We start from the raw sequence: 26,083 nt of genomic DNA on the forward strand, positions 1-26,083 counted from the left end.
GTATCTAGGACAAAAGTCATCCTGACTCCTGCCCCAGACACTAACTCTTAAAATAATCAGTTAAACATCAAGCTTGCTCCGACTTCCTTCAAGATTTAAAGAAGAACTGCATTTCTGGAGACGAATACTTTTAGCTCAACCTCTGTTTTTTATAAATCTTTAATTGTTTTTCCAGCACGTTTCATTTGTACGAAACCAATTGCTACACGCACCACAATATTAATGGCCATCATAATAAAGAAGAGACCCATTGTTTGCGAAGTTAAGAAACCAATTTCTAAAATGTTGTGGAATAACATAGCTGCTACATAAATACCAATAATGGTACTGAAAACCAAGAAAATGCGTAATGGATTTAAAGGCAGACATGCTCGAACAACAGCCATACAGCTAATTCCAACTAATAAATAATACATTAACGTCGTGGTGTCTAAAGAAGAAAATCCTTGATTTTGTCCAATTAGATAAACAGCAATGATATTCGCTACAACTAAAAGCGCATTAACAGACGCATTTTTCAAAGCCGTTGGTAAAAACTTCCCGACAACTTTTCGCTTGTCCCCTTCGAAAGATAAGAAGAAGGCTGGATATCCTTCAATTGCTAAATCAATCAAGGTCACTTGAATCGGAATGAACGGGAACGCAATGGCTGTTAAGGCACAAATGATTGAGAGAATAAACGAATAAATCGTTTTAATGAAGAAAACGCTGGAAACTCGGGTTACATTATTTACCACACGTCGTCCTTCAAACAAGACATCTGGTAACGTTGTAAAATCAGAATCTAGCAAAACTAGATTAGAAATTTGCCGAGTAGCGCCATCTCCTTCTGCCATGGCGATACTACAATCCGCTTCTCGTAACGCTAAAACATCATTGACGCCATCGCCGGTCATCGCCACCACATGCTCTGTGTCTTTCAACTCACGTACAATGGTTCGTTTTTGCTGAGGCGATACACGTCCGAACACCGTGTATTGCTGAACCGCTTCACGCACTTCTGCTTCTGTCGTTTTGGTCGACAAATCAATATAAGACTCATAACTGGGTAGCCCAGCACGACGAGCAATATTTGAAACAGTCACCGGATTATCACCAGAAATTACTTTTAAGTCGATTCCTTCTTCTTTTAGATAAGCCAGTGTTTCTTTGGCATTTTGGCGAATTGGATCATCAATTTCTAGAATTGCTAATGGCTCTAAATAAGGCATTTTGGTTTCGTTTAACGGTTGTTGTTCCGCAATGGCTAACATCAAGACGCGATACCCATTCTCTTGTGCTGTAAAGACAGCTTCTGGCAACCGACTATCGTCTACCAAACGCTCAGGAGCCCCTAAATAAACTGTCCCAATTTCTGGAAATTCAATAGCTCCCCATTTTCGTTCAGAAGAAAAAGCCAAGACTTCTTTTGCGCCAAATCGATTGGATACTTCATAATGATCACGAATTGCTTGCATTGTAATATTATTATCCGTACTTTCAGATAGGTAGCTTCCGATAATCTGCGGGAAAAGTTCTTCATATTTGTCATGCAAGATAATCGCCTTTTGCACTTTCATTTTACCTTCTGTAATCGTTCCAGTTTTATCTAAACACAAAGTGTCCACATGGGCCAATGTTTCAATTGAGTACATATCTTGTACTAGAATACGTTTTTTGGCTAACTTAATGACACCTGTTGTCAGCGCAATACTAATTAATAGTACTAATCCTTTTGGTAACATCCCTAACAAAGCAGCTGCAGAAGCAACAACAGATGTTTTAATGCCAGCATCTCTTAACCAAAAAGCTTCAACAAATAAAATAATCCCTAGAGGAATAATCACCCAACTTGTAAATTTAGAGACTTTACGAATCGAATTGACTAACTCTGATTGAATTGGTTTATGCACTTTGGCTTCTTGGGTGATTTTCACAGCATAGTTTTCGGCACCAACGTGGATAACACGGGCATAGGCTTGTCCGCTAACAATGAAACTTCCAGAAAGCAAGGTATCGCCGATTTCCTTTTCAATTAAATCTGATTCACCTGTTAACAACGCTTCATTCGCTTCGACTTTACCGTCAATAACTTCCATATCAGAAGGAACTTGTTCCCCTGCAGAGATAATAACAATATCTTCCATAACTAGTTCTTTTGTATCAATTTCTTGTTGTACGCCATTTCGAACAACATGAACATTTTCTTTTGCCACAATAGATAATTTTTGAACTAAATTACGGGCATGAATTTCTTGGAAAATCCCGATTGACATGTTCACAATAATAATCGCTAAGAAAGCCAGATTGGAATACGCTCCGACAAATAGTAAACAAACAGCGATTGCAAAGTTTAAAAAGTTGAATAACGTCATGACGTTATCAAAAATAATATCTTTTGTAGATTTTGCTACATTTTCCTCATAATTATTTTGAAGGCCTAACTCTTTCTGCTTGGCAACTTCTTCTGTACTTAACCCTTTTTTCAGGTCGACTTTATTCAACATCCAGCTCTTTCCCTACCTTTTCAATTAATCAGTTACATCTCTTCTAGTTTACTTGCATTTTCATGAAACTGCAAGAAAAGCCTAAAAAATTCCTGTAAGTTGAAAGAATTCTTTAGACTTTTCTCGTTTTAATTTAACTTTTCAATAAACCAACGATTCATTTTGACAATTTCCGCATAGAACATATTGCCACCATTTTGATAAAGGTAACCACCATTGTAAACTAACGCTTGCCAACGATAATAACGATATTTCGTATTTTGGTCATTCCCTAGCAACGGCGAAAGGACTTCTCTTGAATATTCTTCTGCTAACTCTGTCGTGTGTTTCCCGCCGCGTTCTTTAACAAACTGAATATAATCCAGTCCATAATTATATGCTTGTACGCCTGTCCATTCATCACAGCCAGCTTCTTTTGCTTTCGCTAACGCTTCCGCGAGAAATTTGACGCCATGTGCGATGCTTTCCTCTGGTGTTTCAATCACTTCTTGTTGTCCATAAACACTTTCACTGCTCTGCATAATATCGCCAGATTTCCCTTTAGATTCTGTATAGATAATCGCTAAAGCTAATGTTTTGTATTCAGGTATTTTATTTTTTTTGACTTCTGCTTCTACTTGTTTTTCAAAGGTCATTACCGTTTCAACATTTTGATGTATTTTATAGCCAAGATAGCCAAGACCAGCAACTAAACCAACAAACAAAAGTAGCATGATTTTATAAATTATTTTTCTTACTCTACGCATCGAATCATCCAAACTTTTTCTTTTAAGATACGTTCTATGTTACTTGAAATAACTGAAAAAAGCGAAGTTTTTGTTACTTCTTTAGTTTTATTTAATAAAAGTAACTTTTTTGTGAACAAACCGTAACTTCGCAAGATTGAACGTTTTCACCTAGAATAGAATAACAAGTAATTTTGTTCTATTGGCGCTTATTTATTGCATCAAAAAAGCCCAGATAAGAATGAACAAAATTCTTTTCTAGGCTTGACTTTATACAACTTATCTATTCTTTTAACAAACAGTCAAATGTTTTATGGAATTTTTTTCCCAGTCATTTCTTCATAGTCTCTACTCATCATTCTCCAAGCTTTTTCAATATCTTCATTCAATCCAAACAATCCGCTTCTACCAACAATATAAATATCAGGTCCTGCAGCATCAATTCGCTTAAATGAATTTCTATTCGATGAGCCGTCCATTTCAATTACATAACGATACCCTTTTTCTTCACGTAAATTACGAAGAGCAACAATTTTATCAAGTGTTCCTTCAATAAATCGCTGGCCAGCAAAGCCTGGATCAACGGTCATGATTGTGATTTTATCCAACAATTCAATATATGGAAAGATTGATTCAATAGGCGTTTCGGGATTAAGGACGATCCCTGCTTTAAGATTAGCATTGTGAATTTGGTCAATTAAGCGAAATGCTAGACCATCTAAAACCTCTGCATGCATACAAATCCATTCACATTTGATATCTACTAGTTGTTGTACCCAAAAGCTTGGATTCGTAACCATTAAATGGGCAGATACTGGGAGCTTCGAAATTTTTCTTAACTCCTCAATAAACCACGGAGATAATGTAATGTTTGGCACATAGTGACCATCCATAATGTCTATGTGATACGAAGCAACATGATCATTCAAAAAGGTGATTTGTTGTTTAAACTTGTCCAAATCCATCGTCATTAGTGACGGAGAAAATTCAACTTTGTTCATTCTAATTTTCAACTCTTTCTATCTGATTATTTGGTTGATGTTTTTGAAAATTTTTCTAACTCGTTATATTCAGACGTTGACACATCTCTGACAGGCAATATAAATTGCATTAATTTTGTTGCGCTTTTTCATTTTGTTTAGAAAATCTGAATATCTTCCAAGTTTATCTCCTCTTCTTCTTTTTCTACTAACGCTTCCATATCTTTCTCAGTTACATCTTTCTTAATAATAGCTAAAACTAAACCGGTAACCACAGCGTTTACAACAATTGCAATAATGCCAGCCAGCGGTTTACTCATTGTTGGAATCATTAAAACACCGCCAAATGGAACTGTCGCATCTGCCCCTAAGATCATTGTTGTTGCGCCACCCACGAAGCCACCAATCGCTGTAGCAATGACTCCTCGGACAATATCATTCATAACTAAAGGAATAACACCTTCAACAATGTTAATCACGCCCATTGGTACGGCAGACTTTAACGTTTCAACTTCTAGTTTTGTATAAATATTTTTTCTAAATAATTTAGCAAAGAAGAAAGCTAATCCAAAGCCTATTGGCGTTGCTGTATTTACTAATTGCAATGCTGTAATTGGTCCATTAAGTCCTTCCGCTTGCATTGTCAAAACAAAGGCAAAAACAGTTTTGTTAATGGGTCCGCCATAGTCTATACCACTTAATAAACCAATTACACCACCAAAAATTAATAATGACGAGTTACCTAAGCTATCTAAAAAGTTCGTTAATAATGAAGTAAATGCCGTTATTGGGGTCCCGATAATATATACCATGATTAATCCACCAGTAATTGAGGTTAAAAATGGAATAATTAATGTTGGCATTAACCCTCTCGCCCAGTTTGGTAATTTCACATATTTTAAAATAGCTAATACAAGATATCCTGCCAAGTAACCACCTAAAATACCACCAATAAAGCCGGCACCAACTGCATTCGCAGTTAAACCAATAATAAAGCCTGGAGCAATTCCAGGTTTACCGGCGATTGAAAAAGAAATGCCAGTAGATATAACAACCGGAAGTAAGCCTAAGCCAGCGCCACCCATAGTAGCTAAAGCATCCCAAAGCGAAAATTCACCTGGTACCAAGGTTCCTTGACTTGAGCCGCCAAACCCCATACCAATTGCAATTAAAAAGCCAGCACCACAGACAATTGGAATTAAATATGAGATTGCTGTTAATAAATGACCTTTAAGATTTAACTCTTTTAGTTTTTTCATTTTTATCCTCCTAAACATTGTTCTTTTCATTTTATTTTCTATTTAAAAAAATTACTGTTGTGGATTCTTCTGTAGAAAATATCCACAATATGCTGTCTTAGTAATTTCATTAAGAGAATGCCTTTACTACATCCTCTGGCGATTTTGATTGAAGGAATTCTCTCACTACTTCATCATTTCCGAGTTTTCTGGCAAACAATGATAATAGTTTAAGATGGCTAGTTGTTTCTTTATGATCATTACCCACAGCAAAAAGAATGATTCCTTTTACGCCATTATCATCTAAAGATTCCCAAGGAATTTCTGTACCATTAATACCAATGGCCACGCCTATTTTTTTTACATACGCACTTTTGCCATGTGGAATGGCTAGATAGTTTCCGATGCCTGTTTGGCCTTCCGCCTCTCTAACATAGATATCTTTTATAAAGCCTTTTTCATCTGAAATATTGCCATTTTCAAGCAAAAGATTGGCTAATTCTTTTAACGCTTCCTCTTTTGTATTTACATTCATATTCGTTTTAACGGTTTTTAAGTCAATGATATCCTTTACTTCCATTACAATTCCTCCTAGAAGGTTACTTTTCTTGTGTCATAACTTCTTCTGCTTTTTCAATTAGTTTAGTGGGTGATTTTACAGCAACTTCTGTAGGTACTTGAATGATTCGTTTCCCATCAAAACGCTCTCTTCCAGAAATTTTTACATCAATGGCTAATATAACAATGTCCGCTTCCTTAATTTGTTCATCCGTTAGTTTGTTTTCAATCCCAATGGTCCCTTGTGTTTCTACATGAATCTCAACTCCTGCTTTTTTTGCAGCGTTCTCCAATTTTTCTTGTGCGATATATGTGTGAGCAATTCCTACTGTGCAGGCTGCTACGCCGACTATCTTCATTATTTTTCCTCCTCAAATTTTTCTATAATTTTATAAAAATCTGTTTCTGTTTTTAAACGCAACAACTTTTCTAAGAAGTCTTCATTTGCTAATTTTCTAGTAAATCGACTGATTTCTTTTTTTACTTTTAACCGTTCATTTTCTTTTAGTAAGATGACAATAATTAATTTCACTTGCTTAATGTCTGCCGTCCATGCTTGGATTTCTGTTTTTAAGCCAATCAGATATATTTCACTTTTTTTCAAGAGTGCATTCTCTAAATGTGGCAAGACAACTTGCTCTGCAATCTGATTACTTCCCATCTTCTCACGATTTACCAAAGATTCCTCCATCTGCTTTTTTTCTTCGGGCGTTAACAAAGGTGCTGCTGTTTCTGCAATGAATTGATATACTTGCTGTTTTGAAAGAAGTTCTTGGTTTAGGAAAACTTGGTATAAAGGATTAACGTTCATGATAGATTTCCTCAACTTTTCTTTGTAATCGATACTGATCATCCATTGTAAACATGGCACTTACCAACAATGATTTAATGGGGACCTTTTCCTGTAAATGAATCGTTGTAAGAATCAATTCAATATCAGAATAATCTTTTAATGATTTCCTTATATTTCGTGTGGCAATAATTTCAACAATTTGTAATTCAGGGAATTTCTTTTCAACTTTTACTCTCAATAGTTCTGAAGTGCCAATTCCAGTGGTACACATAATCAAAGTACGAATAGGTAACTGATTGGTTTCAATCATTCGCGCAAAATACAATGTAATAAACCCATTCTCGTCTTCGTTTATAGCCGGTAGTTGATAGTTTTTACTTACTTGCTTAGAAACTTGCACAATTTTTCTGAAAATTGTTTCATACGTCATTTTTATTTGATCCAATAAACTATTCTTAACATGTATGCCGTTTTCAAGACGATTTATCATTGGTTTTATATGACTAGCCAATTCAAGAAGTAGCTGATCATTATCAGTTAAAATTTTTAGTTGTGCACTCATTTCCTCTAAATAAAATTGAGTAATTTGCATTACTTTGAAAGAAAAATTAGTTACTTTACTAAATGAACCTTGCATCCTAGAAGAAACCAAATATTGATATAAGTAATAAATTTCAACGTTAGGCAGTCTCTTATTTAAATAAGTTTCAATCTGTTGAATCGTTGTTTGCGCGACCTTTTTGAGTACTAAGTCCTTTGTTAATTCTTGTTCTTCTTCGTTAGATAATTGGTATTTTTCAGAAATAGCTACTTTTCGTGAACGACTAATTAAGATATAAAGATGTGAAAAGATGTTTACGTTATATGGATGTGGAATAGTAATATCCAGTTTCTTTTCAATGTTCCTGACTTGATCTAACGTAAAAAGGACATCATAATTATTAAAATTTAATGCTTTGTTGTTTCGAAGGTCCTCAATATCGATAATGTTCAACAGTTGTATTCTATCGGAAATGGCTTTCCTGATAGCTCTTTCCTCACCGATAATTGCCAACGTTCGATTTTTCCGTTTGAGTGTTAAATCATATTTCTTTAAATCTTCGGATAATTGTTGTTCATCGCTAAATATCACAGAATCGCCAACATAATATCTTGCAAATAATTCATAAACATTTTTAGCTTGTGGAGAAGCTAACAACAATTCCTCCAGAATTCGATTGCGTCTTTCCCTTGGCGAAAAATCACTTTCTTTTTCGGCTAAATGTCGATTCTGTTCCATAAATCGTTCATAGTCTAGCTTATATCCTCGTCCTTTCTCAGATAATATGAGTGAACCTTCTGAAAATTCATCGTTAATTGTTTTTATCAAACGATAAACTGTCTTAGGAGAAGTACTTAGGCAGTTTGCCAATTCTTCTGCAGTCATATAATCTTGTTTTTTTGAGAGAAGTAACAACAATTTTTGTCCACGTTCTTTTTTCGAACTCATAGCAACCCCTCCTTGATATATTTATTATAATCCATATAAAAGAAAACGCTTCCTTGTTTTTTGTCCGTTACATTGGCCATTTTTGTGAGTAGTTAAAGTGTTCAATTATGCGAAACTTTCTAAGGCTATTTATAAATAAAAACCTGTAGAGCAAGCGATTTTTATTACTGGCTCTACAGACACTAATACTTTCAAAGAATACAAAAAAAGGGCTGCCTTGCGGCTAGCCCTTTTTTACTTTTATTTTACGGTAACATTCCCGATTACATCATTTATTGAAGTCGTTTGACCTGCTTTTTGTAAATCGTATTGAGCAACGATATCTTGATTTGTGAAAACAACAATTAAATCTGATTTTTTGCCAGCTTGTTCTAATGCGGCTAAATCAATGGTTGCAATTTTATCGCCTTGTTTTACAACTTGGCCTTCTTCAACATGTAATGTAAATGGTCCACCTTGTAACTCAACAGTATCTAGACCCATGTGTAATAATACTTCAATGCCTGAATCTGTTTGGATACCTAACGCATGTTTTGTTGGGAAAATGCTAGTAATTTTACCAGCAACGGGTGTTGAAACTTCGCCGTCTGTTGGTACGACAGCAAAACCGTCACCCATCATTTTTGCTGAGAAAACATCATCTGGTACTTCAGAAATAGGAATAACTTTCCCATTCGCTACAGAATATAATTCAGTTTCTTTCGTTGAAACTGGTGCTTTTTCTTCAACAACTGGTTGAGAAACAGGTGTTTCTTTGACTGGTGTTGCTGGCGCTTGGTGGTTATATAATCGTTGCATTTCGTCAGCAACAAATTGTACTTCCGTACCAACGATCACTTGGATATTGGTGTCATCAATGACTTTCACACCTGGAACCCCAGTTGCTTTAATTTTTGCTTGATCCACTTTGCCTGTATCTTTCACTGTTAAGCGTAAACGAGTTGTACAGTTATCAATAGAAGTTACATTAGCATCAGCGCCTAAACCATCATAAATACGACGAGCTAGAGAAGCAAATTTGTTGTCGCCTTCTGCAACATCTGGCGTTTCTTCGCCATCGCCTTCTTCACGTCCTGGTGTCATTAAGTTAAACTTAGTGATTGCAAAACGGAAACCGAAGTAGTAAATTGCTGCAAAGACAAGTCCTTGAACCACCAACATCATTGGATGATTCGCGACTGGGTTTTTTAAACTTAAGAAGAAGTCTACAAAACCTGCACTGAAGGCAAAGCCAGCTGTCCAATGCATAAACGCAGCGAATGCTAAAGAAATACCTGTAAAGACTGCATGTAAAACATATAAAGGCCAAGCAACGAACATAAATGAGAATTCTAAAGGTTCAGTTACGCCTGTAAAGAAAGCCGCAAAACCAGCAGCTAACATTAATGAAGCTGTAACTTTTTTCTTCTCAGGACGTGCACATTGATAAATAGCAAAAGCGCCTGCTGGTAAACCAAACATCATTACTGGGAAGAAACCAGCTTGATACATACCCGTTTGTCCTACAATTGCTTTACCAGTATCTAACGCTTGTTGACCAGCTAAAAAGTTCCCAATATCATTGATACCAGCAACATCAAACCAGAAAACAGAATTCAAAGCATGGTGTAAGCCTGTTGGAATTAATAGTCGGTTAAAGAAACCATACAAGCCAGCTCCTACGAAACCTAAGCTAGAGATTCCTTTACCAAAAGCAACTAATCCGTTATAAACAACTGGCCAGAAGAAGAATAAGACAGCTGAGATTGCTAACATCGAAATAGCTGACATAATAGGAACTAAACGTTTTCCACTAAAGAATGATAAAGCCATTGGCAATTTCACACCAGAGAAACGATTATACATTGCCGCGGCAACTAAACCAGCGACAATCCCGACAAAGACATTGTTGTCCATGCTGTTGAAGGCTGGGTTTACTTCAGCAATATCCTTGAAGCCTTTAATGGCTTGGATAGAAGCAGGCGCTAAAACAGTTTTTGGTACTAAATAAGCGACTAAACCAGCTAATGCTGCCGATCCATCTTTATCTTTTGACATTCCTAACGCTAAACCAACCGCAAATAATAATGCTAAGTTGTTTAAGATAGCCAAACCACCATTCATTAGAAAAGTTGTGGCTGGACTAGCGCCGATTGTTCCCACGATCCAGTTAGCAATACCGACTAATAAAGAAGCCGCCGGTAATACAGCAACTGGTAACATTAACGAACGTCCCATTCTTTGCATATACGCTTTCATTATACGTAACTCCTCACATAAACTATTTAATTTTTATTATTTGGTCATTCTTAATCGTTCAATGTGAATCGATAAATAACCAAGTTCTTCATTTGGTACTTGATAATGAAAATTTCTCATTAATAAGACTTGTACTTTTTTTGAGATTTCATAGCTTTCAGCATACTTTTTCTTTACGACTTCCAAAATTTCTTCATCTAAAACAGCATATTGATTTTGTTGGAAGCGATGAATAAACAAACGTAAATGATTCACCAAACGTGAATAACTGAGACTATTTTTATCATCATGAATATCAATAGCCAATTCCTGCTCGATTAAATGAATAATTTCAGAAACGATTGTAACTTCACGGATACTTTTACTATTATCAGTACGCCCGCTGCGAGCACTATGGATATGAATTACAATATACCCCGCTTCATCATAACTAAATGGAATCTCTAAGGTTTGTGTTAAATATTCTACAGCCCATTGAGCAATAGCAAATTCTTCACTATATAAAATCTCAATTTCACTTAAAAGCTTGTTCCGAACAATAATATTATTTTGAATATTTTCAGCTGCAAAAGCAATGTGATCACTCAACCCAATATTAATATGTTCATTCAACTTTTCACCCAATACCGTTTCAGCATGTTGGATAATTTCTTCACTCGCTAAAAAGTATTTGTCTTCAATTTGTGATAGCAGTACTTGAAGTTTTTTCAGTCCTTCTGGCTCCATCACAAACATCCGCTCCACCAATTGTCGAGATAAGACATCATTTTTAGTCTTATTAAACCCGACGCCTTTACCGACAGCTACTTTCTCCTGTCCTTCGTCAAGAACAAGTACAGCATTTTGATTTAGCACCTTTTTAATTTTCATAAATGACCCTCTTCTGCAGAAGTAATTCTAACATTTTCAGTGAAAACAACAAAAAAAGCATAGAACAATCCCGTTAAACATGTTGCGTAACCATTGTACACCACATTATATTACGAAATTCTTCCATGCCTAGTATTATCTAGTCACATGAAAACGCTATTCATTTGTTAACAGTGCTTATTCTAACGAGTATCATTATTTTTGTCAACCTTTTTCAATTATTTTTTTATTAATTGTTGACTATTAATAAAAAAGAAGCTCTTATCGGGAAGAGGTCAGGACAGAAGTGTTTAACTCCGAGAACCAAATAGGTACTGTTCAACATCTATTTGCTTTGCAAATAGTGTTTCTCAGCAATAAGAAGGAATTTCCGAAAATTGTCATAAAACACAACGAGGAACGAGTTGATGTTGCATGATACCTACCCGGTGTTCTTTAATTTTGGGAGACCAAGTAGGTACGATGATTTCATCTGTTCATGCTTCACAGTGAAACATCGCAACTCTTAGAGCTGTAGCTCTTTTGAAGGCTGTACTGTGACGAGACGCATGTCGATAAAACACCTTAGAAGTTGTTGAGATCGGAGCAACGCGTAGTGTTGCTTCTGTTCCCGCCGTTTATCAGTTTTTGAGCGTGGAGCAAAAATCCAAAGTGATTTTTGTCCCACGCTCGTTCACTAATTTATTCTTTATAGGCATACTTATATGTGCTCGTTGCACCGAAGTTATGATACTGAATGCCTTTGACACCTGGTCGTACAAGCTGACTACGGGCCTCTTGGTATAAAGGAATTAAAGCGGCATCTTCTTCCACCAATACTTTTTCAGCTTTAATTAATGTTTGCCAACGAGTTTCAGGATCATTTGCGTATTTAGTTGTTGCTTCTTCAATTAGTTGATCAAACGTTGGGCTAGAATAGTTCATACGGTTACCACTAACTGAGCTTTCTAAAAAAGTCATTGGATCCTGATAATCGGGTCCCCACATGCCAACAGACAATTCATAATCTCCTTTTCTCATTAATTCAATCGCATTATTTAAAGGAACTGTTTTGACATTAATAGTGAGACCTGGCAACGTTTCTTGTAACTGACCTTGGATAAATTCAGCAACTTTTCGGTCACTATCACCATCTCTTGAAAGAAGTTCAATGGCTACATCTCCGTTTAGCTCTGCTTTTGCTTTATCTAAATACTCTTTGGGTTTTTTGGCGTCTGTTTTGACAAGGGCGCCTGCTTCTTGACGAAAATCTTCATTCGTTTCTGGGTTATATACAAATTTTTCTGGAATGTACCCATAAATTTCTTTTGAACCATCTGCTAAAATATTATCGACTAAACTTTTTTTATCCAAAGCATAAGCTAAAGCTTTGCGGACATTCTCATTTGCAAAAATGGATGGTTTTTCGTTTCTTTTTTGGTTTAAACGTAAGGAATATACTTTTGACCGTTCGATTGCTTCATAGTCTGGGTTGTCTCGATTTTGTTTAGCAAAATCTCCTGTTAAGACAGCCACATCTAATTCACCTGATTCGTACAAATTATAAACGGTATTGGTTTCTTTAAGAACTTCAAAATGAATCGTTTCTGATTTTACTTTTTCTTTATCGTAATAGTCGGGGTTACGCACAAAATCCCACGACATCGCTGACTGATCCCAATTTTTCATTAAAAATGGACCATTAGATACAATCATTTCACTAGAAGTGCCATAGGCTTGCCCTTTTTCTTTCACGAATGCTTCGTTTTGTGGGAAAAATGGAGAAAATGCCAATAACGACGTAAAATACGGTACAGGCTTTTCCAAAGTAACCTCCAAAGTATAATCATCAAGCGCTTTGACACCCAATTCCTCTGGTGCTTTTTCCTCTTTTGTAATAGCTGTTCCGTTCAGAATCGTTCCTTCTAACAAGAAAAAGTAATTGGCTTGGTTTTTGGGATTCGCTAATTTACGCCAAGCAAAAACGAAATCATTGGCTGTTACAGCATCACCATTGGACCACTTACCATCTTCTCTTAGTTTAATGGTATATCGTTTGCCATCTTCAGAAATTTCAGGCATCTCTTTAGCGGCAGCTGGTATTAGTTGATCTTTTTCATCCAATTGATATAACCCTTCAAAGACATTGGACTGTGCGTTAATACTGGCTTCATCTTGTGTAAAAATAGAATCCATTGAACCGATTTCCGAGTTCTCCATTAAATTTAAAACTTTTTTCGAGACACTGGTTTTCTCAGTTGCTTTCTCGTCTATTTTTGTTTCTGCTGTTGTGCCACAACCTACCAAGACCGTACTAACAAATAACATAATCCCCATCATTTTTAACTTTTTCATACTATTCCCCCTATGTGTCAATCAAATGGCAACTCTTCCATGGAAAGCCGTTCTTGCGAAACTATCAAGCATGCGTAGGGCAAGCCCTCATTTTCGTACTCAAATTCTCCCCGCTGGTTGTCAATTGGGTCTGCACGCAATTGCATTTTTGACGGCTGAAAGTCTGCCTGGATCTCACTATTTGCGACCATTCTAAAAACATCTAAATTGCCGAAATAATGATTCCACCGCTGTCTATCCCCGTCTCGGTAAGCACCTCCGCCAAAAGACAAATCCGCAAAGAGCCAGCCGTACGGTTCTATATAAAATTGTGCCCAATCATGACAGCCTGTATAATGTGTAGAAACATATAATCCCGATTGCCATTTGGCTGGTATCCCTGCAATCCGACAAAGCGTGATAAACAAAATCGCTTGCACGCCGCAGTCACCTTTTAAATTAGTTGCAGCATACTCTGAAATATTGGAAATTGTAAAATATTCACGCATGAAAGAATAATGAATCTTTGTCGTCACAAAGTCATAAATCAAGCGTGCCTTTTTTAAGGGATTACTTTCATCGCCCACAATCTCATCTGCTAAATTTCTTAAATAAGGCGTGAATCGAATATGCGGTAACTGTTCCTCTAAATCAAAGCTTGGTTGCATTTTGTCTACGTTATTTTCTTCTAACTGTTGGTAAACCATCCGATTAACATAACAATATTCAACTGTAAACGTTTGATTTTCTTTTAAGATTGTTTCAAAACACAGTGTTCGTTGAGGCGCATCTTCTGCCGCAATATAGGTTGCTTCAGGTGACGTAGCTAGGATTTCAATTTCTGATTGTTGTTGACACGCTTTGGGCAGCGGCAAATGGACACGAACACGCTCACCTGGACGCTCAAATTCTTTTTTCACCTGAATGGTGGCTTTAATTGTTGTTCTCACTTTTCTACCACCGTTTTTTTGCATTTGTTCGATGTTCTCTTTTAGTTCTTTTTTGCGGAGAATTTCTAATTGATTGCTTTCTGCTTCCCGTAAACGTGCAACATATGCCGCATTTGTTTTAATTAAATTGGCCAAAAATCGAAGTTGGAAATACGGTTCACCGTCAATATAAACCCAGTCCACTAATCCCGTTTCTTTTAAACGAATTAATTCCTCTGTTTGATAATCCTGAAAAGTATCTCTCATCATTTGATCAGCTTTTGCAAAGCTATGAGGATACTCATTCATACGCATCATTTTAATGACATCTTTTTCAATTATCAAACGTTCTTTTAATGCCTGCGGAAGTTCTTTTGTCAACCAAAAATCAATGGCAATATCCGCACTTGCAAAATCGCCAAATTCTTTCACCCTTTGAATTTCCTCAGGCAAAGGGACACTAAGATACTTTAAATCATACTTCATTTGCTTTACTCCTTTTTTAATGAGAAATGCCTAATCCAGCTGCTTCTCCTAATTCCAATAATGGTTTTGCTTCTAAGGATACGCCCCCAGTTACGGGCGCAGTTTCTAAACCGAATGTCGCATCTAAATCTGCTCGTGTGATATTCTTTTGAGCAGCAGCTAAATGGGCAGCAGCCGTGATGCCAATGGTTGTTTCTTCCGCCATGCAACCAATCATGCATTCGATGCCTGCTGTTTCACAAATCTGATTAATTTTCAGCGCTTCATGAATGCCGCCACACTTCATTAATTTTATATTGATAACATCGACTGTGCCTTTTTTAACTAATTCCAACGCATCTTGAGCATCAAAACAGCTTTCATCAGCCATAATTGTCGTATTAACTTGTGAAGTAACGTATTTTAGACCTTCTAAATCGCGTCTTTTAACTGGCTGTTCCACTAATTCAATTTGATAATCTGCTAATTCTTGAATCGCTTTAACTGCATCTTTGGGCGTCCAAGCCTGATTCGCATCTAAGCGGAGCTTGATATCAAAGCCAACTGCTTCACGAATCGCTTTTACTCTTGATATATCAGCTTCAATTCCTGTTCCGACTTTAATTTTTAATGTATCAAAACCTAGTTTGACTTTTTCGACGGCTTTTTGTGCCATCACATTTGGTTCATCAATACCTAGTGTAATATCCGTTATTACTTGGTTATCATAGCCGCCTAACAATTGATAAAGAGGCAGTTGAGCTTTCTGACCCATCAAATCATAACAAGCAATATCGATTGCTGCTTTTGCCGCTGGAGCGAAAGCAGATATTTTATCCATCACTTCATGAATTTTCTCAATATTAAAGGGGTTTAAGCCAATGATTGCTTGGCCAAATAATTCGATCGTTTCAATCGTGCCAGCCAACGTTTCACCGGTAATAAAAATGCCTGGCCCTCCTTCTCCATATCCAACTAATCCCTCTTCTGTTTCAATTTCCACAATTGCACTATCCGCTGATTCTATCGTCCCCAAAGCGATCGTAAATGTTTCTTTCAGTTTAATTTTCGATGCCCTAACATGTACCTGCTTAATTTTCATAAAATCCTCCCTTTGATATTTCCAATTGACTGAAAATTCAGTTTTTTAAAAATATCCAAAAATTAAATTTAGATTGTTATCGATCATTCTAAACTCATTGTTTTCTAATGTCAACAAAATAATGAGATTTCAATTAAAATAAAATGAATTTCTAATTTTATGAGCTTTTTTAATAAATCAGTAAATTCCATGACATGTGAGATACTTCTCATTTACAAACATTCTTAAAAAAGGTATGATAGTAAAGAGGCAACTTGCAAAGGAGTAGAAGACGAATGAGTGAACAACCTCAACAACGTTCAACCGAAGAAGTTGAAGCAATTAAAGAAGATATTTTAACTGCATTAGAAACAGTGATTGACCCTGAATTAGGCATCGATATTGTTAATTTAGGACTAATTTATGAAGTTGAATTTGCAGAAGAAACTGGTGATACTGTCATCAAAATGACCTTAACCACAATGGGTTGTCCGTTAGCAGATGTTTTAACAGAACAAATCCATGGTGTTTTAAAAGATATTCCTGAAGTGAATAATATCGAAGTAAAATTAGTCTGGTATCCTGCTTGGACAACGGATAAAATGAGCCGTTACGCACGAATTGCTTTGGGTATTCGCTAGTTATTTCGAGACTAATGATAAAAAACATATGAAAGAACCGATTGGTCCGTTCTTTCATATGTTTTTTTGTTTGTTTAATTTACTTATTTGAAAAAAACTACCTGATGCCATCAATACTTGGCTTTTTCCAAATTTTTGCTACTGGATGGAAGTCTAATAAAAACTGTAGCTGCGTTCCACCGAAGCCTGACGCTCCAGCAAACATGATATGAAAAGTGAGCCCTCTATCCATAATCAGATACCCTGTATCCAGCACGCCATTTCTTTCATAAAACTGATAACGTTTTTCTCTTTGGGCTTCATTCGCTGCATTTTTGCCAATTTCTTCACTTTCTAAAAGAACCCCCTTAGGATAACGTGTCTTCAATAACGCTAACACGGTTGAGCCTAATCGTTTGTTTCGGTGGTGCTGATCAATTGCGAAGAAAAAGACATAGGTTGCTTCAGGTGCAATTTGACTATTTAACAAAATCCCCACGTTCTCATCCGCCTCTTGAATAACAAACAAATGAAATTTTCCTGCTTGAGAAGACGTCAATAATTGATCAAACGGCAGTCTCTCTTCTTCTGGAAAAGCTTCTATGTAGGTTGCTTCCCAATAGGCTTGATTTCCTTGATTTAATAATGTGAATTGCATAAAAGCTCCTTTCTAAAATGATTGCTTCGTACTAATAACTTTTGTTACGTACATAAGACCTAAAAATTATTTAAACATGCGACTGGTTATCCCTATACGCAATTATTTTTTGATACTAATCTAGTAGTTTAATTGTTCTCTGTTTCTGAGTCAATAAAAGAGCACAAGATTCGAGTCTTTCAACATTTAGCGAAAAGGCGATTCTTATTTCATTACAACCGATTCACTATTCGCTGCCCTCTTTTTTCTATTCGTTGATTTACTTGAACTAAATATTCATTTATCTCCTCTATATTCTGAGGTAAGATAAACGAGTCTTTTTTCAAATGATTTTTCCATAGCGCTACTGGTTGATACTGTTCATTTAAAAATGGTTGCATCTCATACGTATGAACGTAGCTTTCCCATGAATGAAATGAAGCTAAAAATATCGAAAGTTGTTCTAAGGAATAATCCCAATAATCTTTAAACGATAAGCTTCTTCCGCTGTTAAATCCTATTGGAACTACTGTAATGTTTCCAATTGAATGGGTAAGTTCGGCAAAACGCTTTAATTGTGGGTCCTGATGAACTCGCTCAAAGTTAGTAAAATTGTCGAGAAGGAATTCATTCCATGTATATTTTTTGGGTACAGGATTTGGTAAATAGTCAGGAAAAGCTTGGTCAAAATAAGTTAAATATCGGTCCGAAATCACAGCCGATGTCCCGGAATCATGAGGCGGATACTTGCTATTTACTGCAAGCAAATTCTGTTCAGAAGGTTTTTCTAAATAGCTTTCTTGATTTTCCCCAATTACTTCCGCTGGTCTAAAGAAATTGGGATAAACAAGTTGTAACATAATTTTATACGTTGTCCAAAATGAGTTCATAATATCTTTGTGCTCGGTCGCCTTCCCAGTTAACTTTAAAAAAACATCCTCCACAACCTCGTACTTTTCAATATGGACATTCGATGTTCTAGCTTTTAAAATATTTTTAACTGGCTGCTGTTGGTCATACTCTTGACCCAAAAGCAACTTCTTTAAATCATCTTTCGCTGAAATTGTCTTAACTGTAATCTCCGCCACTTTGAATAACTCCCATCCTACGATTTTTTCTATATTCTTTTATATTATTATACTAAAAAAACGCTCCCTCCTGCCCTTTTTTAATCAACAAATCAGCAATTAGAAAACACCAGCGAAACAGAAGTGCAACACTAGCATGCGAAAAAATGCGATCGGCAACTTATTTTTTAGACACTCTGTGTGTTTCGTATAGTCGAGGCTGGTTGCGTGTATTTTTTTCAAGAAAATTGAGAACAGCTATGGTATAGTCAAAACTACGATTATTTCAAACACGGAGCGACAGTTTATGGAAATGTACCAAGTAATTAGATATTTTTTAAATGAAATGGAGAAAAAGATTTGGCATGCCTTGTTAACATTAGTACTTTTTTGTCTTTATATTTCCATTTTTGATGTTCCTTTTACAATTAAAAATACATTCATCGGCAGACTACTTTTCCCGAAAGCTTTTATGAATGCAGGAAGTGCGAATCTGATTTTTTATTTGATTAGTTTTTTTGGTTTTTTATGGTCAATTTTCATTTTTGCTTATCTATTGAATAAGACACGCCTCAAATTATTAAATAAAACCTTTCCTTATCTTTTGGAAATATTAGAAGTCTGTATTTTGCCTTTAGTGATTCTTTTTGCTTACATTTATATTTATTTGCGGGTCCATGGCGAAGGTTTCAGCTATATACGAGAATCTCTTTTACAGCAAGAGTTAACTTATTCAATGAAATGGTTCCTTTGCCTTGGTAGTTTGGCGCCGTTATTTTTCTTTTTAAGCACTTTAAATTTAGCTAAACGAGTCAGACAAAAAAAGACATGGGATCATGAAAATCCATGTCTTTTTTAGTCGGATGTTGTTTTTACTGCAGGACAGTTTTCTTCCAAAAATTCAAAAATACTACTGTAATAATTTTCAGGTTCGTAGACACTTGAAGATAAATGTGGTGCTTTAGCAACAATGAGACCTTTTTGTATCCCCTGAGTTGCCGCTAAATTTTCTTCAAACATTGTCATTGGAACAAAGCGATCACCTGTACCGTGAATAAAGAATGTGGGCAACGTATTTTTGTGTAATTGTCTCACGGAAGAAGCGGTTTTCAATTGAAAGCCATAGTTATTTAATGCTAATTGATTAGCAATTGTTAAAATAGGAAAAGCGGGTAAATGAAAAGATTCATGTAGGACGTATTTAAATTCATCATAAACAGAAGTGTAGCCACAATCCACTATTAATCCGCGGACATTCGTTGGTAACTTTTCACCACTTGCCATCATGACAGTAGCCGCTCCCATGGAACCGCCCACTAAAATAATTTCTGCTTCCATATCAATGGCAAGAACTTCACTAATCCAACTTAATAAATCTAACCGATCCAGCCATCCCATCCCAATTTTATTCCCTGAACTTTTCCCGTGCGCACGCAAATCGGGAACTAAAACATTGTAGCCTTCTTCTGCAAAACGTAATGCAGTATATGCCATATCGCGTTTTCCGTTTGAACGATAACCATGCACACAAATCGCCCAACGATGGTTATCTGGATAAGGAATAAAGCACCGTGCATACAATGTTTCATCTTTAATTTTCAACCAACGATCTTCAGCAAAAGACTCTGTCCAAAAAGCTTCGCCTTCTTGTTTTTGTTGTTCTTCTATTTTAGTATATCTTGTTTCTCGTTCTTGAAAATTATCAGGATTTAATAACCGATGCCCTTTTTTATGATACCAAGGGTTGTCTTTAAGCAACGCGATTTTCAAAAAATAATTGGCAATGTAAACAGAAAAAACAACGCCAATCATTGCAAAAATGATCAGTAACCCGAGGAGCCATTTCATCTGCAAATCACACCCTCTTCTAAAGTATTTCCTTCTTCATTTAATATACTATGGATTTTTCATTTCTGAAAGAAATCACCCTTACATTTTGTTATTTTTTGAAAAAAAACAGCCGTCTCAAAAAGAGGCGGCTACTTTTAATCTATCAACAATCCAACGTTGTCATATCTTCATATGTCTCACGGCGAGCAACTAATTTTGCTTGTCCATCTTCGACAAAAACCACCGCTGGTCGAGGATTTCGGTTGTAATTACTTGCCATTGAATAACCGTAAGCCCCAGTACTACTAATGGCCAATAAATCCCCTGCTTTAACTTCTGGCAATAAAATATCTCGGAGTAAGACATCGCCTGATTCGCAATATTTACCAACCACTGTGACTTTCTTGACTGAATCATGCCCATCACGATTCGCTAGAAAACCATCATAAACTGCTTGATACAAAGCAGGCCGTATATTATCACCCATGCCACCATCTACGGAAACAAAATGACGAACACCAGGAACCTCTTTTTGCGCGCCAACTGTATATATCGTTGTGCCCGCTTCGGCAATTAAACTGCGGCCTGGTTCAATCCAAAGCTCAGGCAGTGGATACCCTAATTGTTCACAATGACCTTTCAAGGAATAAACAATTTTTTCAACAAATGTTGCTGGTGCTAATGGCTCATCTTGCTGCGTGTACTGCACACCAAAACCACCACCCATATTTAAAACACGTGCTGTAAATTGATGGACTTGCCGCCAGTCTTCTAAAATAGTGAACATTTTTTCAACAGCAGCTAAAAAGCCTTCCACAGCAAAAATTTGCGAGCCAATATGGCAATGGACCCCTTGCACATCAAAAGAGGGATTTGATAAAAGGCGAACGAGCGCTTCTGTTGCCTGGCCACTTGCAACATCAAAACCAAATTTTGAATCTTCTTGGCCTGTCAAAATGTAATCATGTGTTTCTGCATCCACGCCAGGACTCACCCGAAAAAGAACTTTTTGTGTTTGGTTTCGTGTAGCTAATAATTCTTCCAACAAGTCAATTTCGTAAAAATTATCGATGACAATTGTACCTATTTTGTTATCCAAGGCGTAACGTAATTCTTCAGGGGTTTTGTTATTTCCATGGAATTCAATTTCCGCTGGCTCCATTCCCCCTTTTAAAGCTGTGAATAGTTCTCCACCAGAGACAACATCACAAGCAATATCTTCTTCCTTTAACACTTGATAAATAGCTAAACAACTAAATGCTTTACTTGCATAAACCACTTTATTTTTGATACCTAATTGATTTAACGTTTGTTTAAAACCACGTGCTTGTGCGCGAATATGAGCGACATCATAGACAAATAACGGCGTCCCGAATTTTTGCGCCAACTTTACGGTGTCACAACCACCGATTTCTAAATGATTTTCCCGATTCATTTTTGCTGTACCAAATAACATGTTTTCCCGCCCCTTCATTTTGTTTTATTAAAAATCATAGCATAAAACCCAGTAGCTTCCTATAATTTTCCACATTTTTCTCTGACTTTCTCCTGTTGCTTTTTTTCGCCAAATAGCCTACAATAATTGGCATACGAATAAAAAACCTTTATTATCAATACTTTAATCTTTTAAATAAAAATTGGTATATACGAAAAAGAAAGAAGGCAGATGACTTGGCTACACTGAACCGCGATCAACAAATTGAAGAAATTATTAATTTGGAAGCAATTTTGAATTTACCGAAAGGAACAGAACATTTTGTCAGTGATTTACATGGTGAATTTGAAGCTTTTGACCATATTTTAAGAAATGGTTCTGGGCGAATCCGAGAAAAAGTTCAATTTTTATTTAAACAAGAATTAAATGCCCATCAGATGGACGAGCTTTGTTTTATTATCTACTATCCAGAAGAAAAATTAACACTTTTAGAAAATGAAAGCGCCCTCTCTTATGAATGGTGGCTATTAACGATTCGCCGTCTGGTTGAAATCGTCCGTTCTTCTTCGATGAAGTACACACGTTCTAAAGTTCGCAAAGCCCTTCCTGAAACCTATGGGTATATTCTCGAAGAATTGATTTATCAATATGATGAAACAACAACCAAAAACGGTTACTATCAACAAATTATTGAAAAAATTATTTTACTAGGTGAAGCCAAACGTTTCGTGACAGAATTAGCTTATCTAATCCAACGTCTGATTATCGATCACCTACATGTTATTGGGGATATCTATGACCGGGGGCCAGCACCAGATAAAATTATGGACCGATTAATGTCCTATCACTCCTTGGATATTCAACTAGGCAATCATGATATGATTTGGCTGGCTGCTTATAGTGGTTCACTGGCTTGTTTAGCCAATGTAGTACGTATTTGTGCTCGCTATGGAAATTTAGATTTGTTAGAAGAACGTTATGCTATCGATTTAACCGCCTTAAAAAAATTTAGTTTAGAAACGTATAAAGAAAATCCTGCTTTTGCACCCAAGAAAAATCCCTATCGTGCGTTAACTGAAGATGAAAAACAAGTAGCGATGCGTGTGCAACAAGCCATTACCATTATTCAAGAAAAACTAGAAGGCCAAATTATTGGTCGACGCCCTGATTTTAACTTGGCACATCGGCTACGCCTAGATAAGATTCAAGGGGAAACTATTACTTTTGACGAATGTCGTTATACATTAATTAACAGCTGTTTCCAAACCGTTTCTGAAGAGCAGCCTTACCAACTAACACGTGAGGAAAAACAGATAATTGATGATTTATTAACGCAATTTCAGTCTTCACCGCGGTTAACAAAACACATGCGCTTTCTAATGGAAAAAGCCTCTCTTTACCTTGTGTATAATCAAAATTTATTGATCCACGGCTGTCTGCCTCTGAATGCGGACGGTACTTTTCAAGCTTATACATTTAAAGGCCACTCCTATTCAGGAAAAGCTTTAGTTGACTTCTTTCAGGAAATGTTAGAAGAAGCTTATGCTCAGCCTGCTAGCACAGATGACTATGCAACAGATTGTTTATGGTATCTTTGGTGTGGCGAAGGTTCCTCATTATTTGGTAAACGAGCTATGAAAACCTTCGAGCGTTATTTTCTCGCTGAAAAAGAAACACATTACGAAGAAAAGAATCCTTATTACTCTTTGCGTGATACGGTTGAAGTTTGTGAAAGAATCCTAGATGAATTTGAAGTGACTGGTGAAAATCGACATATCATTAATGGCCATACACCAGTTAAACGAACAAAAGGCGAATCGCCAATCAAAGCAAATGGCACGCTTCTCGTAATTGACGGCGGCTTTTCAAAATCTTATCAGACAATTACTGGAATTGCTGGTTATACATTGTTGTACAACTCGTTTGGTTTACAACTGACCGCGCATAAATCTTTTTCTAGTAAAGAAACAGCCATTTTAAATAATCAAGACATTCATTCCATCAAACAAGTCATCGATCGCCCCTTACAGCGGCTATTGGTGAAAGATACCACTATCGGCAAAGAGCTATTAAAGCAATCGCAAGCACTCCAAAAACAAATGAAACAAAACCAGTAGTGCCGTTAAAAAGACGCTTGCGCTCTTATCCGAAAAATGATTAAATGGAGGAGTTGAGAAAAATATCTATTAGAGAAACGGAAAGGGTTTTACATTGAAGAAACAGCAACTCTCACTATACGGCACCATTTTCTTTCTTTGCTTTTTCCTAATTGTGGGCTTCTTCTTCTCAAGTCGTGGCGAAGATTATGCCAAAGAATCTGAACAAAAAGTTACAATTGATTCCGCCAAACATGAGAAGCATACGAAAGACAAGGAAGAAAATAATTCAGCAAATACAGTATTTTTTGATAAAATAAATGACCTGCTCGTCGCTTCTGTCAAAGAATTTGAAGGAACGGTCGGGATTAGTTATTTGGATTTGGAAACTGGCGAACAACGTTCCGTGAATGGCCAACATGAATTTTATACAGCTAGTACTATTAAAGTACCACTGACGATGCTAGTCGCCGACACGGTTTCTTCTGGTCAAAAAAAATGGACAGACCTGATTCCCTATAACGCCGAAGAAGATTATGAAGAAGGAACTGGGATCATTGCCTATAATATCCAACCAGAATATCCATTAAAAACGTTACAAGAATATGCCATCACCTATTCTGATAATATCGCTAAAAATATGCTCTATGACACATTGGGTGGTGATGCAAAAGCAAAACGAGAAATGTATCAGCGTTATTTGCACAAGACGCCTTCGATTGAAGAGCCACAATTTTCTTCGGAAGATGCGCTTGTTATTCTACAAAAATTATATACTGAAAAAGCAACAAAACCAGATTACCAAGCGATTTATGATTCTATGAAACAAAGTGTTTTCCATGAAAGAATGGAAACTCCCACAACTCAAGGAAAAGTTGCTCATAAAATTGGTTCCTATGATGAATTTATTCATGATATGGGGATTTTAGAAACACCTCACCCCTTTGCTTTAGCAATTTTTACGAAAGGACCTGATAATGCTAAGAGTGCTGCGTTTATTGCTTCAGTGACAGATAAGTTATGGCAATTACAGGTGTCTGAATATCCTAATCAATAACAGTTAAAAAATACCCTTGGTTTATTAAGACGCCTTAATAAACCAAGGGTATTTTTATTGTTTGTTATTATTATCCGTTTGTACAGACAACAACTTCGTAAAACGTTCTGCCAACATTTGGTGGGCATCAATTTTTTTGGTTCCTTGTGCTTTTGCTGCAAAACTAGCAAAGTTTAAGCCAGCCCCAAATAGTTGTAACGCACCGTTGCCTAAATCTCCCTTTTTAAGAGCTTCAAGCCCATCTTCGATAAATTGGTTACTTTCATCTAAATGACACTCAGGAAGATATTTCACGCCGTGATGATATCGTTTTACATTCAGAATGATTTGCTTCGCGGCTTCTTCTGAAATAGTCGCTCCCAAGTTTAACAGTAGCTCATTGATTGGTTCCACCAAGCGAGCATAGTCACTTTCATACTTTTGACAATTCAGTGCAATCGCTTTGCGGCGTTCTTCATTTTTCATTTTTTCCACTCCCTTTTTTATTAAAAACGAGCCCGAAAGCTACCAACTGGCTTCGCACTCGTTCTTTCTAACCATTAATTTTCTTTGTTCATGCTTTTAATTTTAATTAGACGTGTAATTTCGCCACGTTCATTTTCTTCTAATTTCATTTGAATGTAGTAAATTGTTTCTTCTAATTGTGGAATCGTCATATACTCTAAGGCGTTGACACGACGACGCGTTTTTTCAATTTCTTTTGATAATAATTGGCACGTCTTTTCAACATTTGCAAGTGCTAATAATTTCGGTAAAATGCTTGAAATTTTAGCAAAAGCTTGATCAAGCTCGCTGTTTGAATTCACGTAGCCATAATCTAAGGGTGCTTCTTGAACCGATTCATCGTAATCAAAAATCATTTTAGGAACTGGCACACTTAAGATGTTCTGTTCAATAATTTCTAATTCAACTTTTTCGGCTGGAATTGCCACTAACTCTTCAATAAAGGCTTCGTTCAACGTTGCGTTTGCCAATACAAAATTTGATAACGCATCCGTCACTTCTTGTTCAACCTGAATACGTAACTCATTGTTTTCTTTGACTAGCGCAATAAACCGTCGCATCAATTCATCTTGTTTGTCTTTCAGCAACTTATGACCTCTCGTGGCCGTAGTTAACTGTTTTTTCAATCGGGAAAGTTCCATACGGGTTGGATTAACATTTAATCGAGCCATT

23 protein-coding genes are annotated in these 26,083 nt (G+C 36.4%); 4 read left to right on the forward strand and 19 right to left on the reverse strand.

Going from position 1 to position 26,083, the window contains the following annotated elements; genetic code table 11:
• Nucleotides 1-149: 149 nt before the first annotated feature.
• The 13 genes from KQI94_RS01580 to KQI94_RS01640 form a co-directional block, all read right to left on the reverse strand.
• Nucleotides 150-2,486 carry a cation-translocating P-type ATPase gene (locus KQI94_RS01580; protein ID WP_002369424.1) on the reverse strand — a complete coding sequence of 779 codons (2,337 nt, stop codon included), beginning with the start codon at nucleotides 2,484-2,486 and terminating at the stop codon, nucleotides 150-152.
• Between the two features lie 128 nt (nucleotides 2,487-2,614).
• Nucleotides 2,615-3,232, reverse strand: a complete 618-nt coding sequence (locus tag KQI94_RS01585) for a lysozyme family protein (protein WP_002357646.1) — start codon at nucleotides 3,230-3,232, stop codon at nucleotides 2,615-2,617.
• Nucleotides 3,233-3,522: 290 nt separating this feature from the next.
• Nucleotides 3,523-4,212, reverse strand: coding sequence for a D-allulose 6-phosphate 3-epimerase (gene alsE, locus KQI94_RS01590; protein WP_002369425.1), 690 nt, complete (start codon nucleotides 4,210-4,212; stop codon nucleotides 3,523-3,525).
• 137 nt (nucleotides 4,213-4,349) lie between these two features.
• On the reverse strand, nucleotides 4,350-5,450 hold the full coding sequence (locus KQI94_RS01595) for a PTS fructose transporter subunit IIC (RefSeq protein WP_002369426.1): 1,101 nt from the start codon (nucleotides 5,448-5,450) through the stop codon (nucleotides 4,350-4,352).
• A gap of 109 nt (nucleotides 5,451-5,559) precedes the next feature.
• Nucleotides 5,560-6,009: a fructose PTS transporter subunit IIA gene (locus tag KQI94_RS01600; RefSeq protein WP_002369427.1), complete on the reverse strand. Its 450-nt coding sequence runs from the start codon at nucleotides 6,007-6,009 to the stop codon at nucleotides 5,560-5,562.
• Between the two features lie 19 nt (nucleotides 6,010-6,028).
• Nucleotides 6,029-6,346, reverse strand: a complete 318-nt coding sequence (locus tag KQI94_RS01605; RefSeq protein WP_002357651.1) for a PTS fructose transporter subunit IIB — start codon at nucleotides 6,344-6,346, stop codon at nucleotides 6,029-6,031.
• Complete coding sequence (locus KQI94_RS01610; RefSeq protein WP_002390615.1) at nucleotides 6,346-6,798, reverse strand: PTS sugar transporter subunit IIA; 453 nt, start codon at nucleotides 6,796-6,798, stop codon at nucleotides 6,346-6,348. The genes KQI94_RS01605 and KQI94_RS01610 overlap by 1 nt, the downstream gene beginning before the upstream one ends.
• Complete coding sequence (locus tag KQI94_RS01615) at nucleotides 6,788-8,269, reverse strand: PRD domain-containing protein (RefSeq protein WP_002369430.1); 1,482 nt, start codon at nucleotides 8,267-8,269, stop codon at nucleotides 6,788-6,790. The genes KQI94_RS01610 and KQI94_RS01615 overlap by 11 nt, the downstream gene beginning before the upstream one ends.
• A gap of 240 nt (nucleotides 8,270-8,509) precedes the next feature.
• Nucleotides 8,510-10,507, reverse strand: a complete 1,998-nt coding sequence (gene nagE, locus KQI94_RS01620) for an N-acetylglucosamine-specific PTS transporter subunit IIBC (RefSeq protein WP_002369431.1) — start codon at nucleotides 10,505-10,507, stop codon at nucleotides 8,510-8,512.
• A 36-nt stretch (nucleotides 10,508-10,543) separates the two neighbouring features.
• Nucleotides 10,544-11,377: a PRD domain-containing protein gene (locus KQI94_RS01625; RefSeq protein WP_002369432.1), complete on the reverse strand. Its 834-nt coding sequence runs from the start codon at nucleotides 11,375-11,377 to the stop codon at nucleotides 10,544-10,546.
• 681 nt (nucleotides 11,378-12,058) lie between these two features.
• Entirely contained in the window at nucleotides 12,059-13,711 is a 1,653-nt protein-coding gene (locus KQI94_RS01630) for a peptide ABC transporter substrate-binding protein (RefSeq protein WP_216454306.1), read from the reverse strand.
• Between the two features lie 17 nt (nucleotides 13,712-13,728).
• Nucleotides 13,729-15,105, reverse strand: coding sequence for a transglutaminase domain-containing protein (locus KQI94_RS01635; RefSeq protein WP_002369433.1), 1,377 nt, complete (start codon nucleotides 15,103-15,105; stop codon nucleotides 13,729-13,731).
• 16 nt (nucleotides 15,106-15,121) lie between these two features.
• The gene (locus tag KQI94_RS01640; RefSeq protein WP_002369434.1) at nucleotides 15,122-16,186 is read right to left on the reverse strand and encodes a dipeptide epimerase; all 1,065 of its coding nucleotides are present in this window, start codon (nucleotides 16,184-16,186) and stop codon (nucleotides 15,122-15,124) included.
• Between the two features lie 275 nt (nucleotides 16,187-16,461).
• Here KQI94_RS01640 and KQI94_RS01645 point away from each other — a divergent pair, with 275 nt between their 5' ends.
• Nucleotides 16,462-16,806 (forward strand): metal-sulfur cluster assembly factor, encoded by a 345-nt coding sequence (locus KQI94_RS01645; protein ID WP_002357660.1) that lies wholly within the window; start codon nucleotides 16,462-16,464, stop codon nucleotides 16,804-16,806.
• 97 nt (nucleotides 16,807-16,903) lie between these two features.
• On the opposite strand, the gene KQI94_RS01650 is transcribed toward KQI94_RS01645, so the two are convergent.
• Together KQI94_RS01650 and KQI94_RS01655 are read right to left on the reverse strand one after the other, a co-directional pair.
• Nucleotides 16,904-17,443 (reverse strand): GNAT family N-acetyltransferase, encoded by a 540-nt coding sequence (locus KQI94_RS01650; RefSeq protein WP_002369435.1) that lies wholly within the window; start codon nucleotides 17,441-17,443, stop codon nucleotides 16,904-16,906.
• 212 nt (nucleotides 17,444-17,655) lie between these two features.
• Nucleotides 17,656-18,510: a hypothetical protein gene (locus tag KQI94_RS01655; protein ID WP_002369437.1), complete on the reverse strand. Its 855-nt coding sequence runs from the start codon at nucleotides 18,508-18,510 to the stop codon at nucleotides 17,656-17,658.
• A 286-nt stretch (nucleotides 18,511-18,796) separates the two neighbouring features.
• Between KQI94_RS01655 and KQI94_RS01660 the strand changes: the two genes are divergently transcribed.
• On the forward strand, nucleotides 18,797-19,348 hold the full coding sequence (locus KQI94_RS01660) for a hypothetical protein (RefSeq protein ID WP_002369438.1): 552 nt from the start codon (nucleotides 18,797-18,799) through the stop codon (nucleotides 19,346-19,348).
• Here the strand turns inward: KQI94_RS01660 and KQI94_RS01665 are convergent.
• On the reverse strand, nucleotides 19,345-20,337 hold the full coding sequence (locus tag KQI94_RS01665) for an alpha/beta hydrolase (protein WP_002390614.1): 993 nt from the start codon (nucleotides 20,335-20,337) through the stop codon (nucleotides 19,345-19,347). The genes KQI94_RS01660 and KQI94_RS01665 overlap by 4 nt on opposite strands.
• 145 nt (nucleotides 20,338-20,482) lie before the next feature.
• The gene (lysA, locus tag KQI94_RS01670; protein ID WP_002369441.1) at nucleotides 20,483-21,793 is read right to left on the reverse strand and encodes a diaminopimelate decarboxylase; all 1,311 of its coding nucleotides are present in this window, start codon (nucleotides 21,791-21,793) and stop codon (nucleotides 20,483-20,485) included.
• A 197-nt stretch (nucleotides 21,794-21,990) separates the two neighbouring features.
• Between lysA and KQI94_RS01675 the strand changes: the two genes are divergently transcribed.
• Together KQI94_RS01675 and KQI94_RS01680 are read left to right on the forward strand one after the other, a co-directional pair.
• The gene (locus KQI94_RS01675) at nucleotides 21,991-23,871 is read left to right on the forward strand and encodes a fructose-bisphosphatase class III (RefSeq protein ID WP_002369442.1); all 1,881 of its coding nucleotides are present in this window, start codon (nucleotides 21,991-21,993) and stop codon (nucleotides 23,869-23,871) included.
• Between the two features lie 154 nt (nucleotides 23,872-24,025).
• Nucleotides 24,026-24,907, forward strand: coding sequence for a serine hydrolase (locus tag KQI94_RS01680; RefSeq protein WP_002390613.1), 882 nt, complete (start codon nucleotides 24,026-24,028; stop codon nucleotides 24,905-24,907).
• A gap of 54 nt (nucleotides 24,908-24,961) precedes the next feature.
• Here KQI94_RS01680 and KQI94_RS01685 read toward each other — a convergent pair whose 3' ends face one another.
• Together KQI94_RS01685 and KQI94_RS01690 are read right to left on the reverse strand one after the other, a co-directional pair.
• A complete protein-coding gene (locus KQI94_RS01685) occupies nucleotides 24,962-25,372 on the reverse strand; it encodes a hypothetical protein (protein WP_002369444.1) in 411 nt (136 codons plus the stop codon).
• Between the two features lie 74 nt (nucleotides 25,373-25,446).
• Nucleotides 25,447-26,082, reverse strand: a complete 636-nt coding sequence (locus KQI94_RS01690; RefSeq protein ID WP_002357673.1) for a V-type ATP synthase subunit D — start codon at nucleotides 26,080-26,082, stop codon at nucleotides 25,447-25,449.
• Nucleotide 26,083 lies beyond the last annotated feature (1 nt).

Source organism: Enterococcus sp. S183_ASV_20 (assembly GCF_018919685.1).
Taxonomy (GTDB): domain Bacteria; phylum Bacillota; class Bacilli; order Lactobacillales; family Enterococcaceae; genus Enterococcus; species Enterococcus faecalis.

Coding starts and splice junctions, on each gene's coding strand:
- KQI94_RS01580 (WP_002369424.1), bottom strand. CDS start 2,486: ATGTTGAATAAAGTCGACCTGAAAAAAGGGTTAAGTACAGAAGAAGTT.
- KQI94_RS01585 (WP_002357646.1), bottom strand. CDS start 3,232: ATGCGTAGAGTAAGAAAAATAATTTATAAAATCATGCTACTTTTGTTT.
- alsE (WP_002369425.1), bottom strand. CDS start 4,212: ATGAACAAAGTTGAATTTTCTCCGTCACTAATGACGATGGATTTGGAC.
- KQI94_RS01595 (WP_002369426.1), bottom strand. CDS start 5,450: ATGAAAAAACTAAAAGAGTTAAATCTTAAAGGTCATTTATTAACAGCA.
- KQI94_RS01600 (WP_002369427.1), bottom strand. CDS start 6,009: ATGGAAGTAAAGGATATCATTGACTTAAAAACCGTTAAAACGAATATG.
- KQI94_RS01605 (WP_002357651.1), bottom strand. CDS start 6,346: ATGAAGATAGTCGGCGTAGCAGCCTGCACAGTAGGAATTGCTCACACA.
- KQI94_RS01610 (WP_002390615.1), bottom strand. CDS start 6,798: ATGAACGTTAATCCTTTATACCAAGTTTTCCTAAACCAAGAACTTCTT.
- KQI94_RS01615 (WP_002369430.1), bottom strand. CDS start 8,269: ATGAGTTCGAAAAAAGAACGTGGACAAAAATTGTTGTTACTTCTCTCA.
- nagE (WP_002369431.1), bottom strand. CDS start 10,507: ATGAAAGCGTATATGCAAAGAATGGGACGTTCGTTAATGTTACCAGTT.
- KQI94_RS01625 (WP_002369432.1), bottom strand. CDS start 11,377: ATGAAAATTAAAAAGGTGCTAAATCAAAATGCTGTACTTGTTCTTGAC.
- KQI94_RS01630 (WP_216454306.1), bottom strand. CDS start 13,711: ATGAAAAAGTTAAAAATGATGGGGATTATGTTATTTGTTAGTACGGTC.
- KQI94_RS01635 (WP_002369433.1), bottom strand. CDS start 15,105: ATGAAGTATGATTTAAAGTATCTTAGTGTCCCTTTGCCTGAGGAAATT.
- KQI94_RS01640 (WP_002369434.1), bottom strand. CDS start 16,186: ATGAAAATTAAGCAGGTACATGTTAGGGCATCGAAAATTAAACTGAAA.
- KQI94_RS01645 (WP_002357660.1), top strand. CDS start 16,462: ATGAGTGAACAACCTCAACAACGTTCAACCGAAGAAGTTGAAGCAATT.
- KQI94_RS01650 (WP_002369435.1), bottom strand. CDS start 17,443: ATGCAATTCACATTATTAAATCAAGGAAATCAAGCCTATTGGGAAGCA.
- KQI94_RS01660 (WP_002369438.1), top strand. CDS start 18,797: ATGGAAATGTACCAAGTAATTAGATATTTTTTAAATGAAATGGAGAAA.
- KQI94_RS01665 (WP_002390614.1), bottom strand. CDS start 20,337: ATGAAATGGCTCCTCGGGTTACTGATCATTTTTGCAATGATTGGCGTT.
- lysA (WP_002369441.1), bottom strand. CDS start 21,793: ATGAAGGGGCGGGAAAACATGTTATTTGGTACAGCAAAAATGAATCGG.
- KQI94_RS01685 (WP_002369444.1), bottom strand. CDS start 25,372: ATGAAAAATGAAGAACGCCGCAAAGCGATTGCACTGAATTGTCAAAAG.
- KQI94_RS01690 (WP_002357673.1), bottom strand. CDS start 26,082: ATGGCTCGATTAAATGTTAATCCAACCCGTATGGAACTTTCCCGATTG.